Origin of the sequence: Marisediminicola senii, from assembly GCF_011057645.1 — a bacterium.
GTDB lineage: Bacteria > Actinomycetota > Actinomycetes > Actinomycetales > Microbacteriaceae > Marisediminicola > Marisediminicola senii.
Map to the genome: position 1 here is coordinate 1 of NZ_JAALGE010000003.1, position 19,055 is coordinate 19,055.

Sequence of the window (19,055 nt, forward strand, 5' to 3'; positions counted from 1 at the left end):
GGGCCCGGGGGGGCGGGTCGTGGGCGTCCCGCCAAGGCCCGGGGAGACGGAGTGCCCCGGGGGGCCGTGGTCGGGGCCGTCCGGCTCGGCGACGACGGTGGCCGACGCCGCCGCGCTGCCCCCCGCCACGCTGCCCGCGACGACGAGGCCCGCCAGCATCGCGGCGGCGACCGTGCGGGTCGCCCGCTCCCGCAGCGTGCGGTGACCGCCCGCGGCGGGTGCAGCTGAACGGGGCCAGTGGGTCGTCGTCGACATGATTCGTCCTTCGGGGGTGCCGGGCCAGCGGGGATGCGGAGGGTGCACGGTCGTTGTGCGGAAATCTCGTATCCGTTCCGGGTCACACCCTAGCGCGCCCCGTTGGTTCAGGGGCCGCCCCGCCAGTGGTCGATGCGGTGGTGGTCGGGGGCGAAGCCGTGGTCGAGGCCCCACAGCACCGCCTGGGTGCGGCTCGAGACCTCGATCTTGCGGTAGACGCTGCGGATGTACGACTTGACGGTGTTCGGGCTGAGGTAGGTGAGCGTGGCGACGTCGGCGTTGCTCTTGCCCTGCGTGATGAGCGCGAGGATCTCCGACTCCCGGTCGGTGATGCCCTCGTTGCGGCCCGGCCAGTCCAGCCCGCTGTTCGAGCTCGCCCGCTTGGGCGGCGTGCTCACCACCGTCTCCCCCGCGTGCACCGCCTCGAGGGCCGCGACGAGGTCGCGAGCCGCGAGCGTCTTCGACAGGTAGCCGGTCACGCCCTGCGCGAGCGCGTTCTCGATCAGTTCGGGCTGGAAGTTCCAGGTGTAGACAACGACCTTCTCGGCAAGCGGGTTCTCGACGAGCGCCTGGATCTCGTCGTGGTCGGATTCCGGCTGGGCGAACGAGTCGTACATGACGATGTCGATGTCGTCCTGCAGGTCGGCGTTGGCGTTGATCTCGGAGACCACGATGCGGTCGCGATAGCGATCGAACATGTGGGCGAGACCGATCAGCACCACGTCGTAGTCGTCGACGAGGGTAACGGTGATGGGCTTGCCGGGGATGGCCATGGGAGGGACCCTACACCCCCTGGGGCAACGGTAGATGCACCCAAGGAGGTGTCATCACACCCCCAGGGGTGTACTGCCCGTGCCGAGGGGGTGCTTGAGTAGTACTCGCCGCGAATCCGCGGATCCATCGCATGTCCTCACCATGCACCAAACGAAGGACACCCCCATGCTCGGTCTCATCATCAGCATCATCGTCGTCGGAATCATCGCCGGCGCCGTCGCTCGCCTGCTCGTTCCCGGACGCCAGAACCTCTCGATCGGCATGACGCTGCTGCTCGGCATCATCGGATCGTTCGTGGGTGGCTTCCTCGCGTTCCTCATCTTCGGTGCCGATGCCCAGGACGGCTTCTTCCAGCCCGCCGGCATCATCGGCTCCATCATCGGCGCGGTCATCGTGCTGCTGCTCTGGCTCCGCTTCGGCAGCAAGAACCGCAGCGCCAGCCGCCGCTGATCACGCGGGCAGTGGTCGCCTCGTGTGATCGCAGCCCACATGACGAAACGCCCGCTCCGCGGCATCCATCAGGTGGATGCTGCGGGCGGGCGTTTCTCGTGTCGTCGGGGCTAGCCCCAGCGCTTGAGCAGGTACTTCTCGAGCAGCCCGATGAGGGCGTCGGTGGTCTTGCCCAGCACGGCGAGCACGATGATGGCCACGAAGATGCGATCGATGCGCCCGTTGTTCTGCGACTCGACGAGCAGGAAGCCCAGGCCCATCGACGACGCGATGAGCTCCGCCGCGACCAGGAACAACCAGGCCTGCGCGAGCGCGAGGCGGAGCCCGGAGACGACGGTCGGGATGACTGCGGGCAGCTGCACCCTGGTGAGCAGTTCGACCCTCGTCATGCCGTAGGCGCGCCCCACCTCGACGAGGTGCGGGTCGACGTGCCGGAGGGCGCCCGCCACCGTCGTGTAGACGGGGAAGAGCGCGCCGATCGCGATGAGCGTGATCTTGGAGTCCTCGTTGATGCCGAGGTAGAGCACGAGGAGCGGAACCCACGCCAGCGACGGTACGGCCCGGAATCCGCCGATGGTGGGGGCGGCGAGACGCGACGCCCAGCGCGAGAGTCCGACCAGCGACCCGAGCACGAGGCCGACTACCGACCCGATGACGAACCCGATCAGCACCCGCTGGGTCGAGATGGCGATGTCCTGCCCGAGCCTGCCCTCCGCCGCGAGGGCGACACCGGTGTTCCAGACATCCGGCGGCGAAGGCAGCCGGTAGGCGGGCACGATGCCGGAAGCGGAGATGGCCCACCACGCGGCGAGGAGCGCGATCGGCAATATCGCGCCCGCGAGCACCGCAGACACTCCGCGGCCGCGTCCGCCTCGCGGGCGATCGCCCCGGCGCTCCTGCCCCAGCGCACTGCCCGCGGTGGAGTACCCGTAGCCCGACGAGTACTGGTTCAGGCTCGCCGAAGGCGCGGTGCTGCCACCGGCCGCGTCGGTACCGTCGTGCGCTCGCTCGGTCACCGTCATCCGATGGCGTCCGGATCTGCGTTCTCGGCGTACTCCGGCTCGAACAGCGAGTCGAGCGCGGTATCGATCAGTTCCTGGCTGGCGACGTCACCGGATTCGACGAAGATCGGCCCGACGACCTCGAGCACGTCGCGCTGCGCATCTCCCGGAACCGGGTCGAGGTCGAGCACGGTGCGGTCGACCAGCGTGGTGGTGGCGATCTCCACGTCGATACCGGCGACCTCGGCGAGGATCGCCGCAGTCTCGTCGGGGTTGTCAATGGCCCACTGGCGGGCCTTCTCGTAGGCGTCGACGACGAGCTGCGCGAGGTCGGGACTGGCGTCGAGGAAGCCCTCGGTGGCGTTGAGGAACCCGTAGCTGTTGAAGTCGATGTTGTCGTAGATGATCTCGGAGCCCGCGTCGGCGACACTCGTCGACAGCAGCGGGTCGAGGCCCGACCACGCGTCGACCGCGCCGGATTCGAGGGCGCTCTTGCCGTCGGCGTGCTGCAGGTTCTGGATGTCGACGTCATCGATGCTGAGGCCGGCCTCCTCGAGCGACTGCAGCAGGAAGAAGTACGGGTCGGTGCCGAGGGTAGCGGCGACGGACTTGCCGGCGAGCTGACTGACATCGGTGATGTCGGAGCCCGCAGGCACCAGCAGGGCCGACCAGTTGGGCTGCGAGTAGATGCCGATCGCCTTGATCGGCGAGCCGTTGGACCGCGCGAGCAGGGCAGCGGAGCCCGCGGTGGATCCGACATCGATGGCCCCGGCGCGCAGGGCTTCGTTGGCCTTGTTCGACCCGGCGGACTGCACCCAGTTGACCTCGACCTCGTCACCCAGTTCGGCTTCGAGCCAGCCCTGGTCCCTGACGATGAGGCTGAGCGGGTTGTAAGTGGCGAAGTCGAGGGTGAGTGTGTCTGCGGAGTAGCCCTCCACGGTCTCGGCGGCGGGCTGGTCGGTCGCGGAGCCCTCGCCGGCGACGCAGCCGGTGAGCACGAGGGCGGCGGCCGCCACGGTTGCTGCCGTGGTGGCGAAAGACGATCGGGATCTCATCGGGGGTCCTTTGTTGTGGATGCTGCGCCGTCGGGTGCGGCGACAGTGCGTGTTCGGGGGCTGGTGGAGTCGGAATCGCCGCTGCTCGTGGGGTCGCCGTTCGCGGCATCTCCGCCGTGCGGGCTGCTCGCGTGCGGGCTGCCGGAATGCGGGCTGCTGGCGTGCGGGGTGCTGGCGTGGTAGCTGTGCACGCCGAGGCCCTCGAGCAGGTCGGCGCGGAGGCCGGCGAGGGTGGCGTCACCGCGGTCGCGCGGCCGCGTGCCGGGAACGGTGAGGATGCGGCGGATGGTCGACCCCTCTGCACCGTCGACCTGGCCGAGCAGCACGATGCGGTCGGCGAGGTAGAGCGCCTCGTCGACGTCGTGGGTGACCAGCACGATGGTGGCGGGCTCCGCGGCGTGGATGTCGAGGAGGAGGTCCTGCATGCGCAGGCGGGTCAGGGCGTCGAGCGCGCCGAACGGTTCGTCGAGTACGAGCACGCCCGGGCCGCGGGCGAGCGCCCTGGCGAGGGAGGCCCGCTGCGCCATTCCGCCGGATACCTGTCGCGGGCGCAGCTGCTTGGAGCCCTCGAGGCCGACCAGGTCGATCAGTTCGGTGACGCGCTCGGCGCCCGCCGCGGAATCGGTTCCCCTCGGCAGCCCGACGGCGACGTTCCTCTCGATGGAGCGCCACGGCAGCAGCCGCGGCTCCTGGAAGGCGACCGCGCAGCGGAGGTCGATGCCGGTGACCGCGGTGTCGGCGATGGCGATGGATCCCTCGGTGGGGGCATCGAGTCCGCTGATCTGGCGCAGCAACGTGGACTTTCCGCAGCCGGATGGGCCGATCATGGCGATGATCTCGCCCGGCTCGATCTCGAGGTCGATACCGCGCAGCACCCTGCGGGCGGCCTGCCCGTTGCTGCCCGCGAAGGTGCGGCCGACGCCGCGCACCGACACGGGCAGCGCGGGCACCGCTGTGCGTTCGGAAACCGTGGTGATCGACATGGCCCCACGGTACCGAGGGGCCGGGTCGCTCCGACAATCGCGCGTAACGTGACGCAATCTTGCCGGGGCGCCGTGCCTGGCGACTGCCGTCCGGCCCGGCCGAATGGCGTCAGGCCCCGCCGAGTACCGACGGCGTCGGGCTCAGGCGACCGAGGTGGCGACGCTGGCGAGCAGCCCGTTGACGAACTTGCCGGAGTCCTCGGTGCTCAGCGACCGTGCCTGGTCGACGGCTTCCGAGATCGCGACGGCGGCGGGCACCGCGTCGTTGAACAGCAGCTCCCAGATGCCGATGCGCAGGATGGCGCGATCGACGGCGGGCATGCGGGCGATGGTCCAGCCCTGCGAGTAGGTCTCGATCAGTTCGTCGATCTCGTCGCCGTGCCCGACGACGCCGAGCACGATCTCGCGGGCGTAGTTCCACGAGGCCTCGCGCTGCTGCGGCTCGATGAGGGCGCGCGAAGTGGCGTCGCTCAGCGAGTCGTTGATGCTGATGCCGCGCACGTCGGCGACGTAGAGGATGTCGAGTGCGCGCTTGCGCGCCTTGGAGCGAGCGCTCACTAGTCGTTCACGCGACCCAGGTAGCTGCCGTCCCTGGTGTCGACCTTGACCCTGGTGCCCTGTTCGAGGAAGAGCGGAACCTGGATCTGGTGGCCGGTCTCGACGGTCGCGGGCTTGGTGCCGCCGGTGGAGCGGTCGCCCTGCAGGCCGGGCTCGGTGTAGGTGATCTCGAGCACGACGGACGCTGGCAGCTCGACGTAGAGCGGGTTGCCGTTGTGCAGCGCGACGGTCGCGTTCTGGTTCTCGAGCAGGTAGTTGGCCGCGTCGCCGACGACCGTGGTCGAGAGGGTGATCTGGTCGTAGTCGGAGACGTCCATGAAGACGAACCCGTCGCCGTCGCGGTACAGGTACTGGAAGTCGCGGCGGTCGACGGTCTCGGTCTCGATCTTCGCGCCGGCGTTGAACGTGCGGTCGACGGTCTTGCCCGTCATGACGTTCTTGACCTTCGTGCGCACGAAGGCGCCGCCCTTGCCCGGCTTGACGTGCTGGAACTCGATCACGGTCCACAGTTGGCCGTCCATGTTGAGAACGACGCCGTTCCGGATGTCAGCGGTTGAAGCCATGCGAGGGGTATTCCATTCGAGTGGGGTGCGGGAAGGCGCTCGTGAGCGCAGAAGCATGCAGTTTACCGCCTGTGGGCCGCCGCCGCGGCATCCATGCGCCCCGCCGGAGGCGAATCGGTCGCTACACGCCGACTTCCTGGTAGGCGGCGAAGAGCAGGCTCTGGTCGGGGCCGGTGAGCACGGTGGGCTTCGCGATGTCGTCGAGCACGATGAAGCGCAGCATGCTGCCGCGGGCCTTTTTGTCGCGCTGCATGGCGGCGAGCAGGGTGTTCCAGCGGCCGAGGGGGTAGTCGGTGGGCAGTTGCAGCGAGGTCAGGATGCTGCGGTGCCGGTCGACCACGGAGTCCTGCAGCCGGCCGGTGAGCCTGGCCAGCTCCGCAGCGTAGACCATGCCGATCGCGACCGCGGCGCCGTGCCGCCACTGGAAGCGCTCGGCGTATTCGACGGCGTGGCCGAGGGTGTGCCCGTAGTTGAGGAACTCGCGAACGCCGCGGTCGGTGAAGTCCTCGCTGACGACGCGGGCCTTGATGCCGATCGAGAGTTCGACGACCCGGCGGAATTCGGCGGAGGTCGAGTCGGTGGCGGTGTCGACGCCCGCCTCGATCACGTCGAGGATCTCGGGCTCGGCGATGAAGCCGCACTTCACGACCTCGCCGAAGCCCGCGAGGATCTCCATCTGGCTGAGCCCGTGCAGGGTGTCGAGGTCGGCGACCACGAGCGACGGGGCGTAGAACGAACCGACCAGGTTCTTGCCCTCCGCGGTGTTGATGCCGGTCTTGCCGCCGATGGAGGCGTCGACCATGCCGAGCAGCGTGGTGGGCACCTGGATGAGGGTGACCCCACGCAGCCAGGTGGCGGCGACGAACCCGGCGACGTCAGTGGTCGCGCCCCCGCCGAAGCCGATCACGACGTCGGAGCGGGTGAAGTCGGACTGCCCCATCACCTGCCAGCAGAAGGCGGCGACCTCGATGCGCTTGCCCGCTTCGGCGTCGGGAATCTCGGCGAGCACGACTTCGTAGCGGTCGAGCAGGCTCTCGCGGAGTGCCGCGGCGCGGGCACCGAGGGTCGATGGGTGCACGATGAGGATCTTGGCGACGCTGCGGTCGAGGCTCTCGCCGATCAGGTTCAGGATGTCGCGGCCGACGAGCACGTCGTATGGCGATGCTCCCCCGACGGGAATGGTCGTGGTGGGTGTCGTCATGGTGCGGTCTCTTTCGCGCAGTCGGCGGTGACCCAGTCGGCGATCTCCCGCGCGATGGTGTCGATGGGTCGGGTGGAGGTGTCCCAGCTTCTGGATGCGAGTCGCTCGTAGATGTCGCGGCGCGCGGCGACGAGTCCCTCCCACGCGGCGACTCCGCCGCGCTGCAGCAGGGGACGGCTCTGGCCGAGCCGCATGGCGACGGCCTCGGCGCTCACGGTCATGAGGGCGACGCGCTTGTCGGCGAGGTCGGCCTGTGTGGCTGGGTCGAGCACCGCTCCCCCGCCGAGCGAGACCACGGCCCGCTCGGTGAGTGCCTTGGCGACCTCGACGCGCTCGATGCGCCGAAAGTGGTCTTCTCCCCTGCCGCTGAAGATCTGGGCGATGGGTCCGTGGCGCATCACGATGCGCCGGTCGGTGTCGACGAACGGTACCCGCAGCATCTTGGCGACCTTCTTGCCGATGCGCGTCTTGCCGGCCCCCGGGGCGCCGATCACGACGAGGTAGGGGCGGGTGGAGTCGTCGGGCGCGGCAGTGCCAGCGTCGCCCGGGGTGTCGGGGGCGTCAGGCATCCACCCCGCCCGTCGGTGCGAGGCCGTTCACTGAATCGGACGCGGTGTCGGACGCGGGGTCCGCTGCAGGGTCACTGCTCGATGCGGTGATCAGGGCGTCGGGGATGGCGTCGAGGTAGGCGCGCAGGTTGCGGCGGGTCTCCCCCACCGAGTCGCCGCCGAACTTCTCGAGCACCGAGTTCGCGAGCACGAGGGCGACCATGGCCTCGGCGACGACCCCGGATGCCGGCACCGCGCACACGTCGGACCGCTGGTGGTGCGCTTCCGCTGCGGTGCCGGTCGCGACGTCGACGGTGCGCAGCGCGTGCGGGATCGTGGCGATCGGCTTCATGCCGGCGCTGACCCGCAGCACGGTTCCGGTGCTCATGCCGCCCTCGGTGCCGCCAGCGCGGTCGGTGAGGCGGGTGATGCCGTCGGCTCCCTGCACGAGTTCGTCGTGCGCGACCGAGCCACGGCGAGTGGTGGTGAGGAATCCGTCGCCGACCTCGACGCCCTTGATGGCCTGGATGCCCATGAGGGCTGCGGCGAGCTGCGAGTCGAGCCGGCGATCCCAGTGCGTGTACGACCCGAGGCCGGGCGGTACGCCGTAGGCGAGGACCTCGACGACTCCGCCGAGGGTGTCACCGTCGTCGTGCGCGCGGTCGACTTCGGCGACCATCAGGGTGGATGTCGCGGGGTCGAAGCAGCGCAGCGGATCGGCGTCGAGCGCGCCGACATCGGCGGGGGCGGGTAGCGGCGAACCGTCGGGCACCCGCACCGGGCCGATCGCGAGGGTGTGGCTGACCAGGGTGATGCCGAGCTCGGCGAGGAATGCCCTGGCCACGGCGCCGAGGGCGACGCGCGCGGCGGTCTCGCGGGCGCTGGCCCGCTCGAGCACGTTGCGGGCCTCGGCGAAGTCGTACTTCTGCATGCCGACCAGGTCGGCGTGGCCGGGGCGCGGGCGGGTGAGGGCGGCGCCCCGCCCTTTCGGCAGGGTCTCGGGGTCGACGGGCGACGCGCTCATCACGTCGACCCAGCGCGGCCACTCGGTGTTGCCGATGCGCAGCGCGACCGGGCTGCCCATGCTGAGGCCGAAGCGGATGCCGCCCGAGATGTCGAGCTGGTCCTCCTCGAACTTCATGCGGGCGCCTCGGCCGTAGCCGAGCTTGCGGCGGGCCAGGTCGGCGCGGATCCCCTCCGCCGAAACCGGCACTCCGGCGGGGAGCCCCTCGAGGATCGCCACCAGTTCGGGGCCGTGCGATTCTCCTGCGGTCAACCAACGAAGCATGGGTAAATCCTCCCACAGCCCTAGATGGGTGAACGTCGCCCGGGCCCGTCACACGACGCGGGCGGCCTCCGGGTCGAGGCCGATGCTCGCGCGCATGGCCCGCAGCACCGCCGGTTCGTCGGCGAGCGGCATCCACGGGTCGCCGAATGTGAACGCGCGCACCTGGCCGAGCGCCTGGTTCACAAGCATCTCGAGACCGCCGATCACGCGCCCGCCACCGGCGAGCCAGTAGGCGGCCACCGCAGTCGGCCACGGTGAATACGCGACGTCGAGCAGCGGGGTGCTCGCCGGGTTCGCGGTCGACGGGGCCGCAGGCATGTCGGCACCTCCTGGCAGGGTGCTCACCACGAGATCGGCGGCGAATCCGGCCTCCCCCGGTTCGCGGGGCGCCAGCACCGTGACGGTCATACCGAGTCGGCGTGCGAGCTCGACGACCGGCCGCGCCCTCCCGGCGTCGCGGGCGCGCAGCAGCAGCCCGGTGGCGCCGAGCGCGTGAACGGCGGCGAGCACGGATGCCGCGGTGGCGCCCGCCCCGAGGATCTCGACGCTCCGCAGGCCGTCGATGCCCGCCTCGCGCAGCGCGGCGGTGACGCCGTACACATCGGTGTTGAACCCGCGCAGCCGCCCGTCGTCGAGCAGCACGGTGTTCGCCCCGCCGGTCAGCCCGGTCGGTTCATCACGGGTATCGAGCATCGGCAGGATGTCGCGCTTGAGCGGCATGGTCAGCGAGAGCCCGCGCCACGCCGGGTCGACCGCGACCGACCTCACGAATGCGCCCAGATCGGGCTGCCGCACCTCGATGGCCTCGTAGGTCCACGGCAGGCCGAGCACGCCATAGGCGGCGGCATGCAGGGCGGGCGACTGGGAGTGCGCGATCGGCGACCCGAGAACGGCCAGCCGGGTGCCGCCCCCGTCGTCAGCTGGGGTCATCGAAGCCCGGGTGCTCCCGCAGCCACTGCTGCCACACCAGGACCTGTTCCTGGTGGTCGGCGAAGGTGTCGGTGAACGCGGTCTCGCCGGTCTCGCCGTTGATGAGCACGAAGTACATCCAGCTGCCCTCGGCGGGGTTCAGGGTCGCCTCGATGGCGTCCTCGCCCGGGTTCGAGATCGGTCCGACCGGGAGGCCGGGGTTGGCATAGGTGTTGTACGGGTTGCTCGCGTCTGCGCGTTCCTCGTCGGAGGTCGAGATGGTGGTTCCGCCGGAGCCGTAGCTCACCGTGGCGTCCGACTGCAGGGGCATCCCCTCGGCGATGCGGTTCTCCCAGACCCGGGCGATCTTGAAGAAGTCGTTCGAGTTGCCGCCCTCCTTCTGGGTGAGGGCGGCGAGGGTGAGCACGCGGTGGCGGTCTTCGGCCGGCACGCCGAGCGCGTCGAGTCTGGTGAACATCTCGGTGACCATCATCTGCAGCATGGCCTTGGCGTCGAGACCGGGGTCGAGGCTGTAGGTGGCGGGAAACAGGTACCCCTCGAGGCTCGGCGCCTCGGCGGGGAGCCCGAACCCGGCGAGGTCGGTCGATGCGGCATCGAGTTGCTCACGGGTGACCCCGGTGGAGTCGCTGACGCTGGCGAGTCGCTCGAGCACCCCGGGCAGGGTGGTGCCCTCGGGGATGGCGACGCGGGTGGATACCTTGTTCGCGGGGTCGGTGAGGGCGTCGAGGGCGGCCTGCGCGCTCATCTCGGAGCGCAACGCGAAGCTACCGGGCTGGAACGCCACCGCGGGGTTCTCGAGGAGCAGCCCGTAGAACGCCTCGTACGACTTGACGACTCCCGCGTCGACCAGGGTCGTCGCGACGTCGCTGCCGACCTGTCCGTTGGTGATCGTGACGACCACTTCTCCCGAGCCTTCGCCGTCGAAGTCGTTAGATTCCTCCCAGCCCATGACGCCGCGGATCTGGTCTTCGAACGAGAAGAACACGGCGGCGGCTCCGGCACCCAGCACGAGAACGGCGGTGACGAGGATGGCAAGTAGGCCCAGCAGGTGGCGCCGCACCGACATGCCCTTCTCCTCAGGGTCGCGCGAGCCGCGCTTGCGGCGCGTGCGCTCCGACGCCGGGCGGTGCTCGGCGGGGGCGGCCTGCTCGCGCGAGAAGCCGACGGGGCGGGACGCCGGTTCGCCGTGGGGCCCGGCAGAGACCCCGTCGGGTCCGACGGAGTCGGCTGCCGACTGCGGGTCTGAGGATGTGGGGCCCGAGGTGAATATCTCGTCCCAGCTCGGTTCTTTGGCCACGTTAGGTTCTTTCGTCCGGGACTACTGCGGTGCCCGGCGGATTCCCGCTCGAGCGCTCGACGTCGAGGGCATGTTGCAGAATTATAACGGCGGCCACCTGATCGACGACTCCGCGCGAGTTGCGCGCGGTGCGTCCTGAGGCGCGCAGCGCCTGCGTGGCCGACACCGTCGACAGGCGCTCGTCGACGAGCCGCACGGGCGTCGGGGCCACGCCGACGGCGATGCGCATGGCGAACTGGCGGGCATCCTCGGTCGACGCGGTGTCTGCCCCGCTCATGCCGATGGGCAGCCCGACCACGATCTCCGCCGCGTCGTACTCCGCCGCGTGCGCGAGGATCGCGGCGACGTCTCCGTCGCCCCGGCGCACGGTCTCGACGGGCAGCGCCATCATGCCGTGCAGGTCGCTGCGCGACACCCCGATGCGCGCCTTGCCGACATCGATGCCGAGGCGTACGCCCGTGCGCACGCTCTACCTCGCGAGCTCGCCGGTGACGGCGTCGAGCGCCGCCGGAATGGCGGCCACATCGGTTCCGCCGCCCTGGGCGAGGTCGTCCTTCCCGCCCCCGCCGCCGCCGAGGATGGATGCCGCGGCGCGCGCCAGCACGCCGGCCTTCGCCCCGCGCTGGCGGGCGGCGTCATTCGTCGCCACGATGATGGCGGGCTTGCCCTTCACCTCAGCGGCGATGGCGACCACCGCGGCGTCGCTGCCGAGCCGGGTGCGCACGCCCTGTGCGAGCGCGCGCAGGTCGTCGGCCGACGCCAGTTCACCGACGGACGCGCTGACCACCGAGAGTTCGCCGATACGCGTCGCGGTGTCGGCGAGGGCGGGCACGCGCTGCGAGAGCGCGGCCGACTCGAACTCGGCGATCTTCTTCTCGGCCGCCTTCAGGCTCGCCATCAGTTCGCCGATGCGGTCTGGCAGCTGCTCGCGGGGCGTCTTCAGGGTGGAGGTGAGCTGGCCGACGATGGCTCGCTCGGTGGCGAGGTCGCGGAACGCGTCGATGCCGACGAGCGACTCGATGCGCCGGTTGCTCGATCCGATCGACGCCTCGCTGACGAGGTTGATCAGGCCGACCTCGGAGCTGCGCCCCACGTGCGTGCCCGCGCACAGTTCGCGTGACCATGGGCCGCCGATATCGACGACGCGCACGGTCTCGCTGTACTTCTCTCCGAACAGCGCCATGGCGCCGAGCGCCTTCGCCTCGGCCAGCGGCATCACGCGAGTCTCGACCTCGAGATTCTGCCGGATGGCATTGTTCGAGATCTCCTCTATCTCGCTGCGGGTCGCGGGCGAGAGCGGCTGTGTCCAGTTGAAGTCGAGGCGCATGTACCCGGCACGATTGTACGAGCCGGCCTGGTGGGCCTCGTCGCCGAGGGTCTGCCGCAGGGCCGCGTGAATGAGGTGGGTCGCGGAATGCGCCTGGGTGGCCCCGCGGCGCCATTCCCGGTCGACGACGCTGGTGGCGGCATCCCCCACCCCCACCTCGCCGGAGCGCACCTGCACCTTGTGGCTGACCAGCCCCTTGACCGGGCGCTGCACGTCGAGCACCTCGAGGTCGAACCCGGTGCCGATGATGCTGCCGGCGTCGGCCTCCTGGCCACCCGACTCGGGGTAGAGCGAGGTCTCCGCGAGGATGACCTCCGCGATGTCGCCAGACGAGGCGCTCGTCACCGAGGCGCCGTCGACGATGAGGCCGAGGATGGTGGAGTCGGTGTCGAGGTAGTCGTAGCCGGTGAACACCGTCTCGCCCGCGGCGCGGAATGCGCTGTAGACCGACAGGTCGGCCAGCAGGGTCTTCTTCGACTTGGCGTCGGCCTTGGCCATGGTGCGCTGCTCGAGCATGAGCGCGTCGAACGCGCTGCGGTCGACGCTGAGGCCGGCCTCCTCCGCCATCTCGAGCGTCAGGTCGATGGGGAACCCGAAGGTGTCGTGCAGCAGAAAGGCGGTGTCGCCCGGCAGCTCGCCGGTGCCTGCACCCTTGGTCTTGGTGACGGCGAGGTCGAGGATGCTGGTGCCGCTCGCGAGGGTGCGAAGGAAGGTCTCCTCCTCGGCGTACGCGAGCCGACCGATGCGGTCGTACGACGTCTCGACCTCGGGGTAGGCGTCCTTCATGGCGTCGCGCGACGCCGGGAACAGCTCGCCGAAAGTCGCGGTGTCGACGCCCAGCAGGCGCATCGAGCGCACGCTGCGGCGCAGCAGGCGACGCAGGATGTAGCCGCGGCCCTCGTTCGACGGGGTGACGCCGTCGCTCATCAGCATGAGGGCGGAGCGCACGTGGTCGGCGACGACACGCATGCGCACGTCATCCTCCGGGTCGGCGCCGTAGCGGCGGCCGGAGAGCGCGGCTGCCATGTCGAGCACCGGGCGCACCTGGTCGATCTCGTAGATGTTCTCGACGCCCTGCTTGAGGAACGCCACCCGCTCGAGGCCCATGCCGGTGTCGATGTTCTTGCTCGGCAGCTCGCCGAGGATCTCGAAGTCGTGGGCGCCGATCGATGCGCCGCGCAGCCACTGCATGAAGACGAGGTTCCAGATCTCGATGTAGCGGTTGTCGTCGGCGGCGGGGCCGCCCTCCCTGCCGTACTCAGGCCCGCGGTCGAAGAACACCTCGGAGTCGGGGCCGGCGGGGCCGGGGGTACCCATCGACCAGTAGTTGTCTGCCTTGCCCATGCGCTGGATGCGGTGCTCGGGAAGACCCGCGATGGTGCGCCAGTGCCTCGCGGCGTCGTCGTCGTCCTCGTAGACGGTGACCCAGAGGTCCTTGGGGTCGAAGCCGAGGCCGCCGTCAGCCTCCGAGGTGGTGAGCAGCTCCCAGGCGTAGGCGATGGCCTGCTCCTTGAAGTAGTCGCCGAACGAGAAGTTGCCGTTCATCTGGAAGAACGTGCCGTGCCGGGTGGTCTTGCCGACCTCCTCGATGTCGAGGGTGCGGATGCACTTCTGCACGCTCGTCGCACGGTCGTAGGGTGCGGGAACGAGGCCGGTGAGGTATGGCACGAACGGCACCATGCCGGCGACGGTGAAGAGCAGCGTCGGGTCGTCGCTGACCAGTGATGCGGATGGCACGACGGTGTGTCCACGGTCGGAGAAGTAGGTGAGCCAGCGGCGGCGAATGTCAGCGGTCTGCATGATGTCCTGAGGTTGCGTGGACCGGCGGCCTTCGCCGGTCGGTGGGAATGGTGGAGAACGGGGGTGGGTGTCGGTCAGCCCTCGGGGGCTGCGGCGCGCAGTTCGGATTCGCGCTGCCGGTAGCCGGAGACGACGGCGCCGAGGAACCGGCGCACGTAGTCGTCGATGTCGTCGAGCAGTGCCCTGCCGCCGGGGGTCGCCCTGACCCGGCCTGCGGTGACGAAGCCAGCCAGCAGTCCGGCGCAGACCAGCGCGACGCTCTTCACGGATTCTCCAATGGATACGGGGGCGCGCAGACGGTCCGGGCGCACGGACTCCAGCTTACGTCGTGCCGTGTTGGCCCTTAAATGCCGAAAGCGGGACACCGCAGTGCCCCGCTTTCGTGCGATCCGAGCTATCGGGCCGCGTAGTACTCGACGACGAGCTGTACTTCACAGGTCACGGGCACTTCGGCGCGCTTCGGGCGACGCACGAGGCGTGCCTGTAGCTTGTCGATCTCCACCTCGAGGTAGGCGGGAACCTTGGGGAGCAGGTCGGCGTGTGCGCCGGCTGCTGCCACCTGGAACGGCTCGAGGCCTTCGCTCTTGGCGTGCACGTGGATCTGCTGTCCCGGCTTGACGCGGAACGACGGGCGGTCGACGCGCAGTCCGTCGACCAGGATGTGGCGGTGCACGATCAGCTGGCGGGCCTGCGCGGTGGTGCGGGCGATGCCGGCGCGAACGACGAGCGCGTCGAGACGCATCTCGAGCAGCTCGACCAGGTTCTCACCGGTCAGTCCGGCGGCGCGACGGGCCTCCTGGAACACGATCTTGAGCTGCGCCTCGCGGATGCCGTACTGGGCACGCAGGCGCTGCTTCTCGCGAAGGCGCACCGCATAGTCGGAGTCGGTCTTGCGCTTGGTACGTCCGTGCTCACCGGGAGCGTACGGGCGCTTTTCGAGGTACTTGGCCGCCTTCGGCGTCAGGGGGATCCCCAGCGCACGGGAGAGGCGGGTCTTGCTACGAGTACGTGACTTAGTAGACACGGTTTCCTTTCGGTACAAAGCATCGGTCTTCAACAGGGCTTCGATTCGCGGCCGCACGCGGCAACGATCGAACGATTAGAAGAGGGATGTGCCGCGGGAATCGTTCGGCTAAAGAACGAACCCTTTCAGGTGACACATGCAGCAGCCGTGCGCGTGTGCCCTCTGCAGGCATCGATAAGGCTAGCACGGGGCGGCCCCGCAGCACGGCGGTGAGGCGAGGCGATTTCAGTGGATGCCACGACTACTCGCCGCGCGTGATCCGCCGGAGTTTCGCGAGCCGCGCGGCCACGTCTCGCTCGTACCCGTGCTCGGTCGGGCGGTAGTACTCGGTACCCTTCAGCGCGTCGGGCAGGTACTGCTGCGCGACCACCCCGAGGTCGGAGTCGTGCGCGTAGCGGTAGCCCTTGCCGTGCCCGAGCCGCTTGGCTCCCGGGTAGTGCGCGTCGCGCATCGGCGCGGGCACCCGGCCGAAGTCGCCGGCCCGCACGTCGGCGATGGCCTGGTCGATGGCCAGGTACGAGCGGTTCGACTTCGGTGCGGTCGCGAGGTACGTGACGGCCTCGGCCAGCGGGATGCGCCCCTCCGGCATGCCGATGAACTGCACGGCGTCTGCCGCGGCCACCGCGATCACGAGGGCCTGCGGGTCGGCCATGCCGATGTCTTCCGCCGCGCTTACGATGATGCGCCGCGCGATGAACCGCGGGTCCTCCCCCGCCTCGATCATCCGCGCGAGGTAGTGGATGGCCGCGTCGACGTCCGACCCGCGCACCGACTTGATGAACGCACTGATCACGTCGTAGTGCTCGTCGCCGTTGCGGTCGTAGCGCAGCAGCGCCCGGTCGACGGCGGATGCCACGATCTGCGCGGTGACCACGGGAGGCTCGTCGTCCTCGATGTCCGCGGTCGACGCGGCACTCAACGCGGCGGCCTCGAGTGCGGTCAGCGCGCGTCGCGCGTCGCCGGACGCGAGCCTGATGAGGGTGCTCCTGGCCTCGTCATCCACTGTCACCGAACCGGCGAGGCCGCGGTCGTCGCTCACCGCCCGGTCGATGAGGATGCCCAGGTCGTCGTCGGAGAGCGGCTCGAGGGTGAGCAGCAGCGAGCGGGAGAGCAGGGGCGAGATCACCGAGAACGACGGGTTCTCGGTCGTCGCGGCCACCAGGATCACCCAGCCGTTCTCGACCCCGGGCAACAGGGCATCCTGCTGCGCCTTGGTGAACCGGTGGATCTCGTCGAGGAACAGCACGGTCGAGATGCCGTACAGGTCGCGCTTCGACATCGCGTCTACCATCACCTGCCGCACGTCCTTGACCCCGGCGTTCACGGCGGAGAGCTCGACGAAGTTGCGGCCGGAGCTGTGCGCGATCGCCTGGGCGAGGGTGGTCTTGCCGGTGCCCGGCGGCCCCCACAGGATGACGGAGACCGACCCGCGCTCCCCCGAGGTGTCGGTCGCGAGGCTCACGAGCGGCGATCCGGGGCCGAGCAGGTGGCGCTGGCCCGCGACGTCGTCGAGCGACGTCGGACGCATGCGCACCGCGAGGGGTGTCGCGCCCGAGCGCAGTCCCAGCGGGGCGTCGACCATGCAGCCATGGTATCCGCGCCGACGCCGCTACAGTGCTGTGGGGCACCCGCTCGATACCGGGGCCAGGGAACCGGAGGACGCACGTGGCACCGAGCAGGAACGCCGATCGCACCGCCCGCGAGGCGCGCGAGCGGCTGCGCAGGTTCCAGGCCAGGCAGGGCGTGCACGCGCACCAGGAGAAGCGCCGCCGCCGCGACAACCTCATCGCCGTGCTCGCGGTGCTCGTCGTGCTGGCCATCGCGACCGTCGGCCAGGTGGTCTACTTCACCAGCGGCCCCGGCACGCCGGAACCTACCCCGAGCGCATCTCCCTCGGCGGACGCAGACGATGAATCGGTGGATGACGCGGCCGTCGAGGAGAACGTCGGAGACGTGCCAGCGGCCGACATCGCGCAGAACCGCACCTGGTCCGGAGAACTCGTGCTCGACGACGTCGCGCTGGGGATCGAGATCGACGGCGCTGCGGCACCCCAGGCGGCATCCGTCTTCGTCTCCCTCGTGCAGGACGGCTTCTACGTCGACAACGCCTGCCACCGGCTCACCACCGCCGACACCTCGAGGGTGATCCAGTGCGGACAGCCGGACGGCGTCACCACCATCGACCCCGGTTTCTCCTACGGTCCGGTAGAGAACGCCCCGGCCGACGGTGTCTACCCGGCCGGAACCATCGCCGTGGCACGGGCCGAGAGCCAGTACAGCCAGAGCACCCAGTTCTTCATCACCTACGGCGACTCCCAGCTCGACACGAGCACGGGCGGCTACTCCGTCATCGGCACCGTGACGTCGGGACTCGACCGGTTCACCTCGGAGATCGCGGCCGCCGGGGTCCAGCCGGGCGACGACGGGCAGGAATCTACCGACGGTCAGCCGGCACGGCCCGCTACCATCACGGCGATAACGCTCCAGTAGGCCGGGCGCCCCGGCCCCCGGCACGTGTCCCTGGGCGGCTCAGGGGAGCCGCCGCACCGTCCGCGGCAGTCTCCGCGCGCCGCCCGGTGCAATAGGCTGGTCACCGGTCGTTTGGCACCCGGCGACCCGAGCAGCAAGGTGAGGCTTTTGGCGACTAACGATCAGGCACCCTGGGGCCGCGTCGACGAGACCGGCACCGTATTCGTACGGGAAGAGTCCGGCGAACGCGCGGTAGGGCAATACCCCGATGGAACGCCGGAGGAGGCCCTGGCCTACTTCGAGCGCAAGTACAGCGAACTCGCGGGTCAGGTGACGCTGCTCGAGCAGCGCATCAAGCGCGGCACCGCCGTAGCCGATGTCGCCAAGACCATCGCGTCTTTGCGCTCCACCATCAGCACCGCCAACGCCGTCGGCGACCTCGCGTCGCTGCTGCGCCGGCTGGACGCGCTGGGCGGCGCGGTCGACGAGATCGTCGAGAAGCAGAGCGCGGAGCAGAAGGCCGTCGTCGACGCCGCCATCGCCGAGCGCGCGGCGCTCGTCGCCGAGGCGGAGAAGCTCGCCGCGCAGGATCCGGCGAAGGTGCAGTGGAAGCAGACCAGCGCCGCGCTCGACGACATCTTCGCCCGCTGGCAGAAGCACCAGCAAGACGGCCCGCGCCTGCCGAAGACCGAGAGCAACGAGCTGTGGAAGCGCTTCCGCAGCGCCCGCACCACCATCGAGACGCATCGCAAGGCGTTCTTCGCCGAGCTCGACTCCGTGCACAAGGACGCCAGGGCGAAGAAGCAGGAGCTCGTCGAGGCCGCAGAGGCTCTCGTTCCGAAGGGTTCAGACGGCATTCCCGCGTACCGCGGGCTGCTCGACTCCTGGAAGCTCGCCGGGCGTGCCGGCAAGAAGTTCGACGACGCGCTGTGGGCCAAGTTCAAGGCCGCCGGCGACGTGCTCTACTCGGCCAAGGCCGAGGTCGAGGCGCTCGACGACGCCGAGTACCAGGGCAACTACGACGCGAAGCTGGCCCTCCTCGCCGAGGCGGAGCCGCTGCTGGTGGAGAAGGACCGCGTCAAGGCCAAGGAAACGCTCATGTCGATCCAGCGCCGCTGGGACGAGATCGGCAAGGTTCCCCGCGACAAGGTCAAGGTCGTCGAGGATCGTATCCGCAAGGTGGAGGCCGCCGTTCGCAAGCTCGACGAAGACCACTGGGAGCGCAACAACCCCGAGCGCAAGGCACGCTCAGAGGGCCTCGCGAGCCAGCTGCAGTCGGCGATCGACAAGCTGCAGTCCGAGCTGAAAGCGGCAGAGGCATCCGGCAACGCCAAGAAGGCCGCCGAAGCCCGCGAAGCACTCGACGCGCGCAAGGTCTGGCTCGACGCACTCGGAGGCTGAGCGCCTCGTCGGCCGAGTGAGGTCGGCCAGCCCTGCTCCACCCCCTGAGCGCCATCCCGTACACAGCCCGCCAGCCTCCCCACAGGAGAGCTGGCGGGCTGTGCCGCGTGACGGGCCGCCCGCAGGATGGG

At 69.9% G+C, this 19,055-nt stretch carries 19 protein-coding genes and 1 pseudogene; 3 read left to right on the forward strand and 17 right to left on the reverse strand.

The features are described 5' to 3' along the window. Positions 1-255, reverse strand: a 255-nt coding sequence (locus G5S38_RS02660) for a hypothetical protein (protein ID WP_201276558.1), incomplete at its 3' end; no start/stop codon positions are given. A 107-nt stretch (positions 256-362) separates the two neighbouring features. After that, positions 363-1,028: a response regulator transcription factor gene (locus G5S38_RS02665; RefSeq protein ID WP_165063951.1), complete on the reverse strand. Its 666-nt coding sequence runs from the start codon at positions 1,026-1,028 to the stop codon at positions 363-365. A 166-nt stretch (positions 1,029-1,194) separates the two neighbouring features. On the opposite strand from G5S38_RS02665, the gene G5S38_RS02670 reads away from it, so the two are divergent. Then, positions 1,195-1,479, forward strand: coding sequence for a GlsB/YeaQ/YmgE family stress response membrane protein (locus G5S38_RS02670; RefSeq protein WP_165063953.1), 285 nt, complete (start codon positions 1,195-1,197; stop codon positions 1,477-1,479). A 110-nt stretch (positions 1,480-1,589) separates the two neighbouring features. Here the strand turns inward: G5S38_RS02670 and G5S38_RS02675 are convergent, their stop codons facing one another. The 15 genes and pseudogenes from G5S38_RS02675 to G5S38_RS02745 all read right to left on the reverse strand — a co-directional run bounded on the left by G5S38_RS02675 (position 1,590) and on the right by G5S38_RS02745 (position 16,636). After that, positions 1,590-2,384, reverse strand: coding sequence for an ABC transporter permease (locus tag G5S38_RS02675; protein WP_235928873.1), 795 nt, complete (start codon positions 2,382-2,384; stop codon positions 1,590-1,592). Positions 2,385-2,497: 113 nt separating this feature from the next. Further along, positions 2,498-3,535: an aliphatic sulfonate ABC transporter substrate-binding protein gene (locus tag G5S38_RS02680; protein WP_165063957.1), complete on the reverse strand. Its 1,038-nt coding sequence runs from the start codon at positions 3,533-3,535 to the stop codon at positions 2,498-2,500. 170 nt (positions 3,536-3,705) lie between these two features. Further along, positions 3,706-4,518, reverse strand: a pseudogene (locus G5S38_RS02685) (ABC transporter ATP-binding protein); the annotation flags it as partial. A 141-nt stretch (positions 4,519-4,659) separates the two neighbouring features. After that, a complete protein-coding gene (gene nusB, locus G5S38_RS02690) occupies positions 4,660-5,076 on the reverse strand; it encodes a transcription antitermination factor NusB (protein WP_165063961.1) in 417 nt (138 codons plus the stop codon). Then, positions 5,076-5,639, reverse strand: a complete 564-nt coding sequence (gene efp, locus G5S38_RS02695) for an elongation factor P (protein ID WP_165063963.1) — start codon at positions 5,637-5,639, stop codon at positions 5,076-5,078. The genes nusB and efp overlap by 1 nt, the downstream gene beginning before the upstream one ends. A 121-nt stretch (positions 5,640-5,760) precedes the next feature. Beyond that, the gene (gene aroB, locus G5S38_RS02700; protein ID WP_165063965.1) at positions 5,761-6,840 is read right to left on the reverse strand and encodes a 3-dehydroquinate synthase; all 1,080 of its coding nucleotides are present in this window, start codon (positions 6,838-6,840) and stop codon (positions 5,761-5,763) included. Beyond that, complete coding sequence (locus G5S38_RS02705) at positions 6,837-7,409, reverse strand: shikimate kinase (protein ID WP_165063967.1); 573 nt, start codon at positions 7,407-7,409, stop codon at positions 6,837-6,839. Before G5S38_RS02705 ends, aroB begins: the two co-directional genes overlap by 4 nt. Beyond that, positions 7,402-8,676, reverse strand: coding sequence for a chorismate synthase (aroC, locus tag G5S38_RS02710; protein ID WP_165063969.1), 1,275 nt, complete (start codon positions 8,674-8,676; stop codon positions 7,402-7,404). Before aroC ends, G5S38_RS02705 begins: the two co-directional genes overlap by 8 nt. 48 nt (positions 8,677-8,724) lie before the next feature. After that, on the reverse strand, positions 8,725-9,606 hold the full coding sequence (locus G5S38_RS02715) for a shikimate dehydrogenase family protein (RefSeq protein WP_165063971.1): 882 nt from the start codon (positions 9,604-9,606) through the stop codon (positions 8,725-8,727). Next, positions 9,593-10,903 carry an endolytic transglycosylase MltG gene (mltG, locus tag G5S38_RS02720; protein ID WP_235928866.1) on the reverse strand — a complete coding sequence of 437 codons (1,311 nt, stop codon included), beginning with the start codon at positions 10,901-10,903 and terminating at the stop codon, positions 9,593-9,595. Before mltG ends, G5S38_RS02715 begins: the two co-directional genes overlap by 14 nt. A 1-nt stretch (position 10,904) precedes the next feature. Next, complete coding sequence (gene ruvX / locus G5S38_RS02725) at positions 10,905-11,369, reverse strand: Holliday junction resolvase RuvX (RefSeq protein ID WP_165063974.1); 465 nt, start codon at positions 11,367-11,369, stop codon at positions 10,905-10,907. 3 nt (positions 11,370-11,372) lie between these two features. Continuing rightward, positions 11,373-14,030: an alanine--tRNA ligase gene (gene alaS / locus G5S38_RS02730; RefSeq protein WP_165063976.1), complete on the reverse strand. Its 2,658-nt coding sequence runs from the start codon at positions 14,028-14,030 to the stop codon at positions 11,373-11,375. A gap of 74 nt (positions 14,031-14,104) precedes the next feature. Continuing rightward, entirely contained in the window at positions 14,105-14,341 is a 237-nt protein-coding gene (locus G5S38_RS02735; protein ID WP_235928867.1) for a hypothetical protein, read from the reverse strand. 83 nt (positions 14,342-14,424) lie between these two features. Then, positions 14,425-15,054 carry a 30S ribosomal protein S4 gene (gene rpsD, locus G5S38_RS02740; RefSeq protein ID WP_165063978.1) on the reverse strand — a complete coding sequence of 210 codons (630 nt, stop codon included), beginning with the start codon at positions 15,052-15,054 and terminating at the stop codon, positions 14,425-14,427. A 241-nt stretch (positions 15,055-15,295) separates the two neighbouring features. Then, complete coding sequence (locus G5S38_RS02745; protein WP_165063981.1) at positions 15,296-16,636, reverse strand: replication-associated recombination protein A; 1,341 nt, start codon at positions 16,634-16,636, stop codon at positions 15,296-15,298. An 83-nt stretch (positions 16,637-16,719) separates the two neighbouring features. On the opposite strand from G5S38_RS02745, the gene G5S38_RS02750 reads away from it, so the two are divergent. Both G5S38_RS02750 and G5S38_RS02755 read left to right on the forward strand, forming a co-directional pair. Next, the gene (locus G5S38_RS02750; protein ID WP_165063983.1) at positions 16,720-17,544 is read left to right on the forward strand and encodes a peptidylprolyl isomerase; all 825 of its coding nucleotides are present in this window, start codon (positions 16,720-16,722) and stop codon (positions 17,542-17,544) included. A 147-nt stretch (positions 17,545-17,691) separates the two neighbouring features. Next, positions 17,692-18,924, forward strand: coding sequence for a DUF349 domain-containing protein (locus G5S38_RS02755; RefSeq protein ID WP_165063985.1), 1,233 nt, complete (start codon positions 17,692-17,694; stop codon positions 18,922-18,924). Positions 18,925-19,055: the final 131 nt, after the last annotated feature.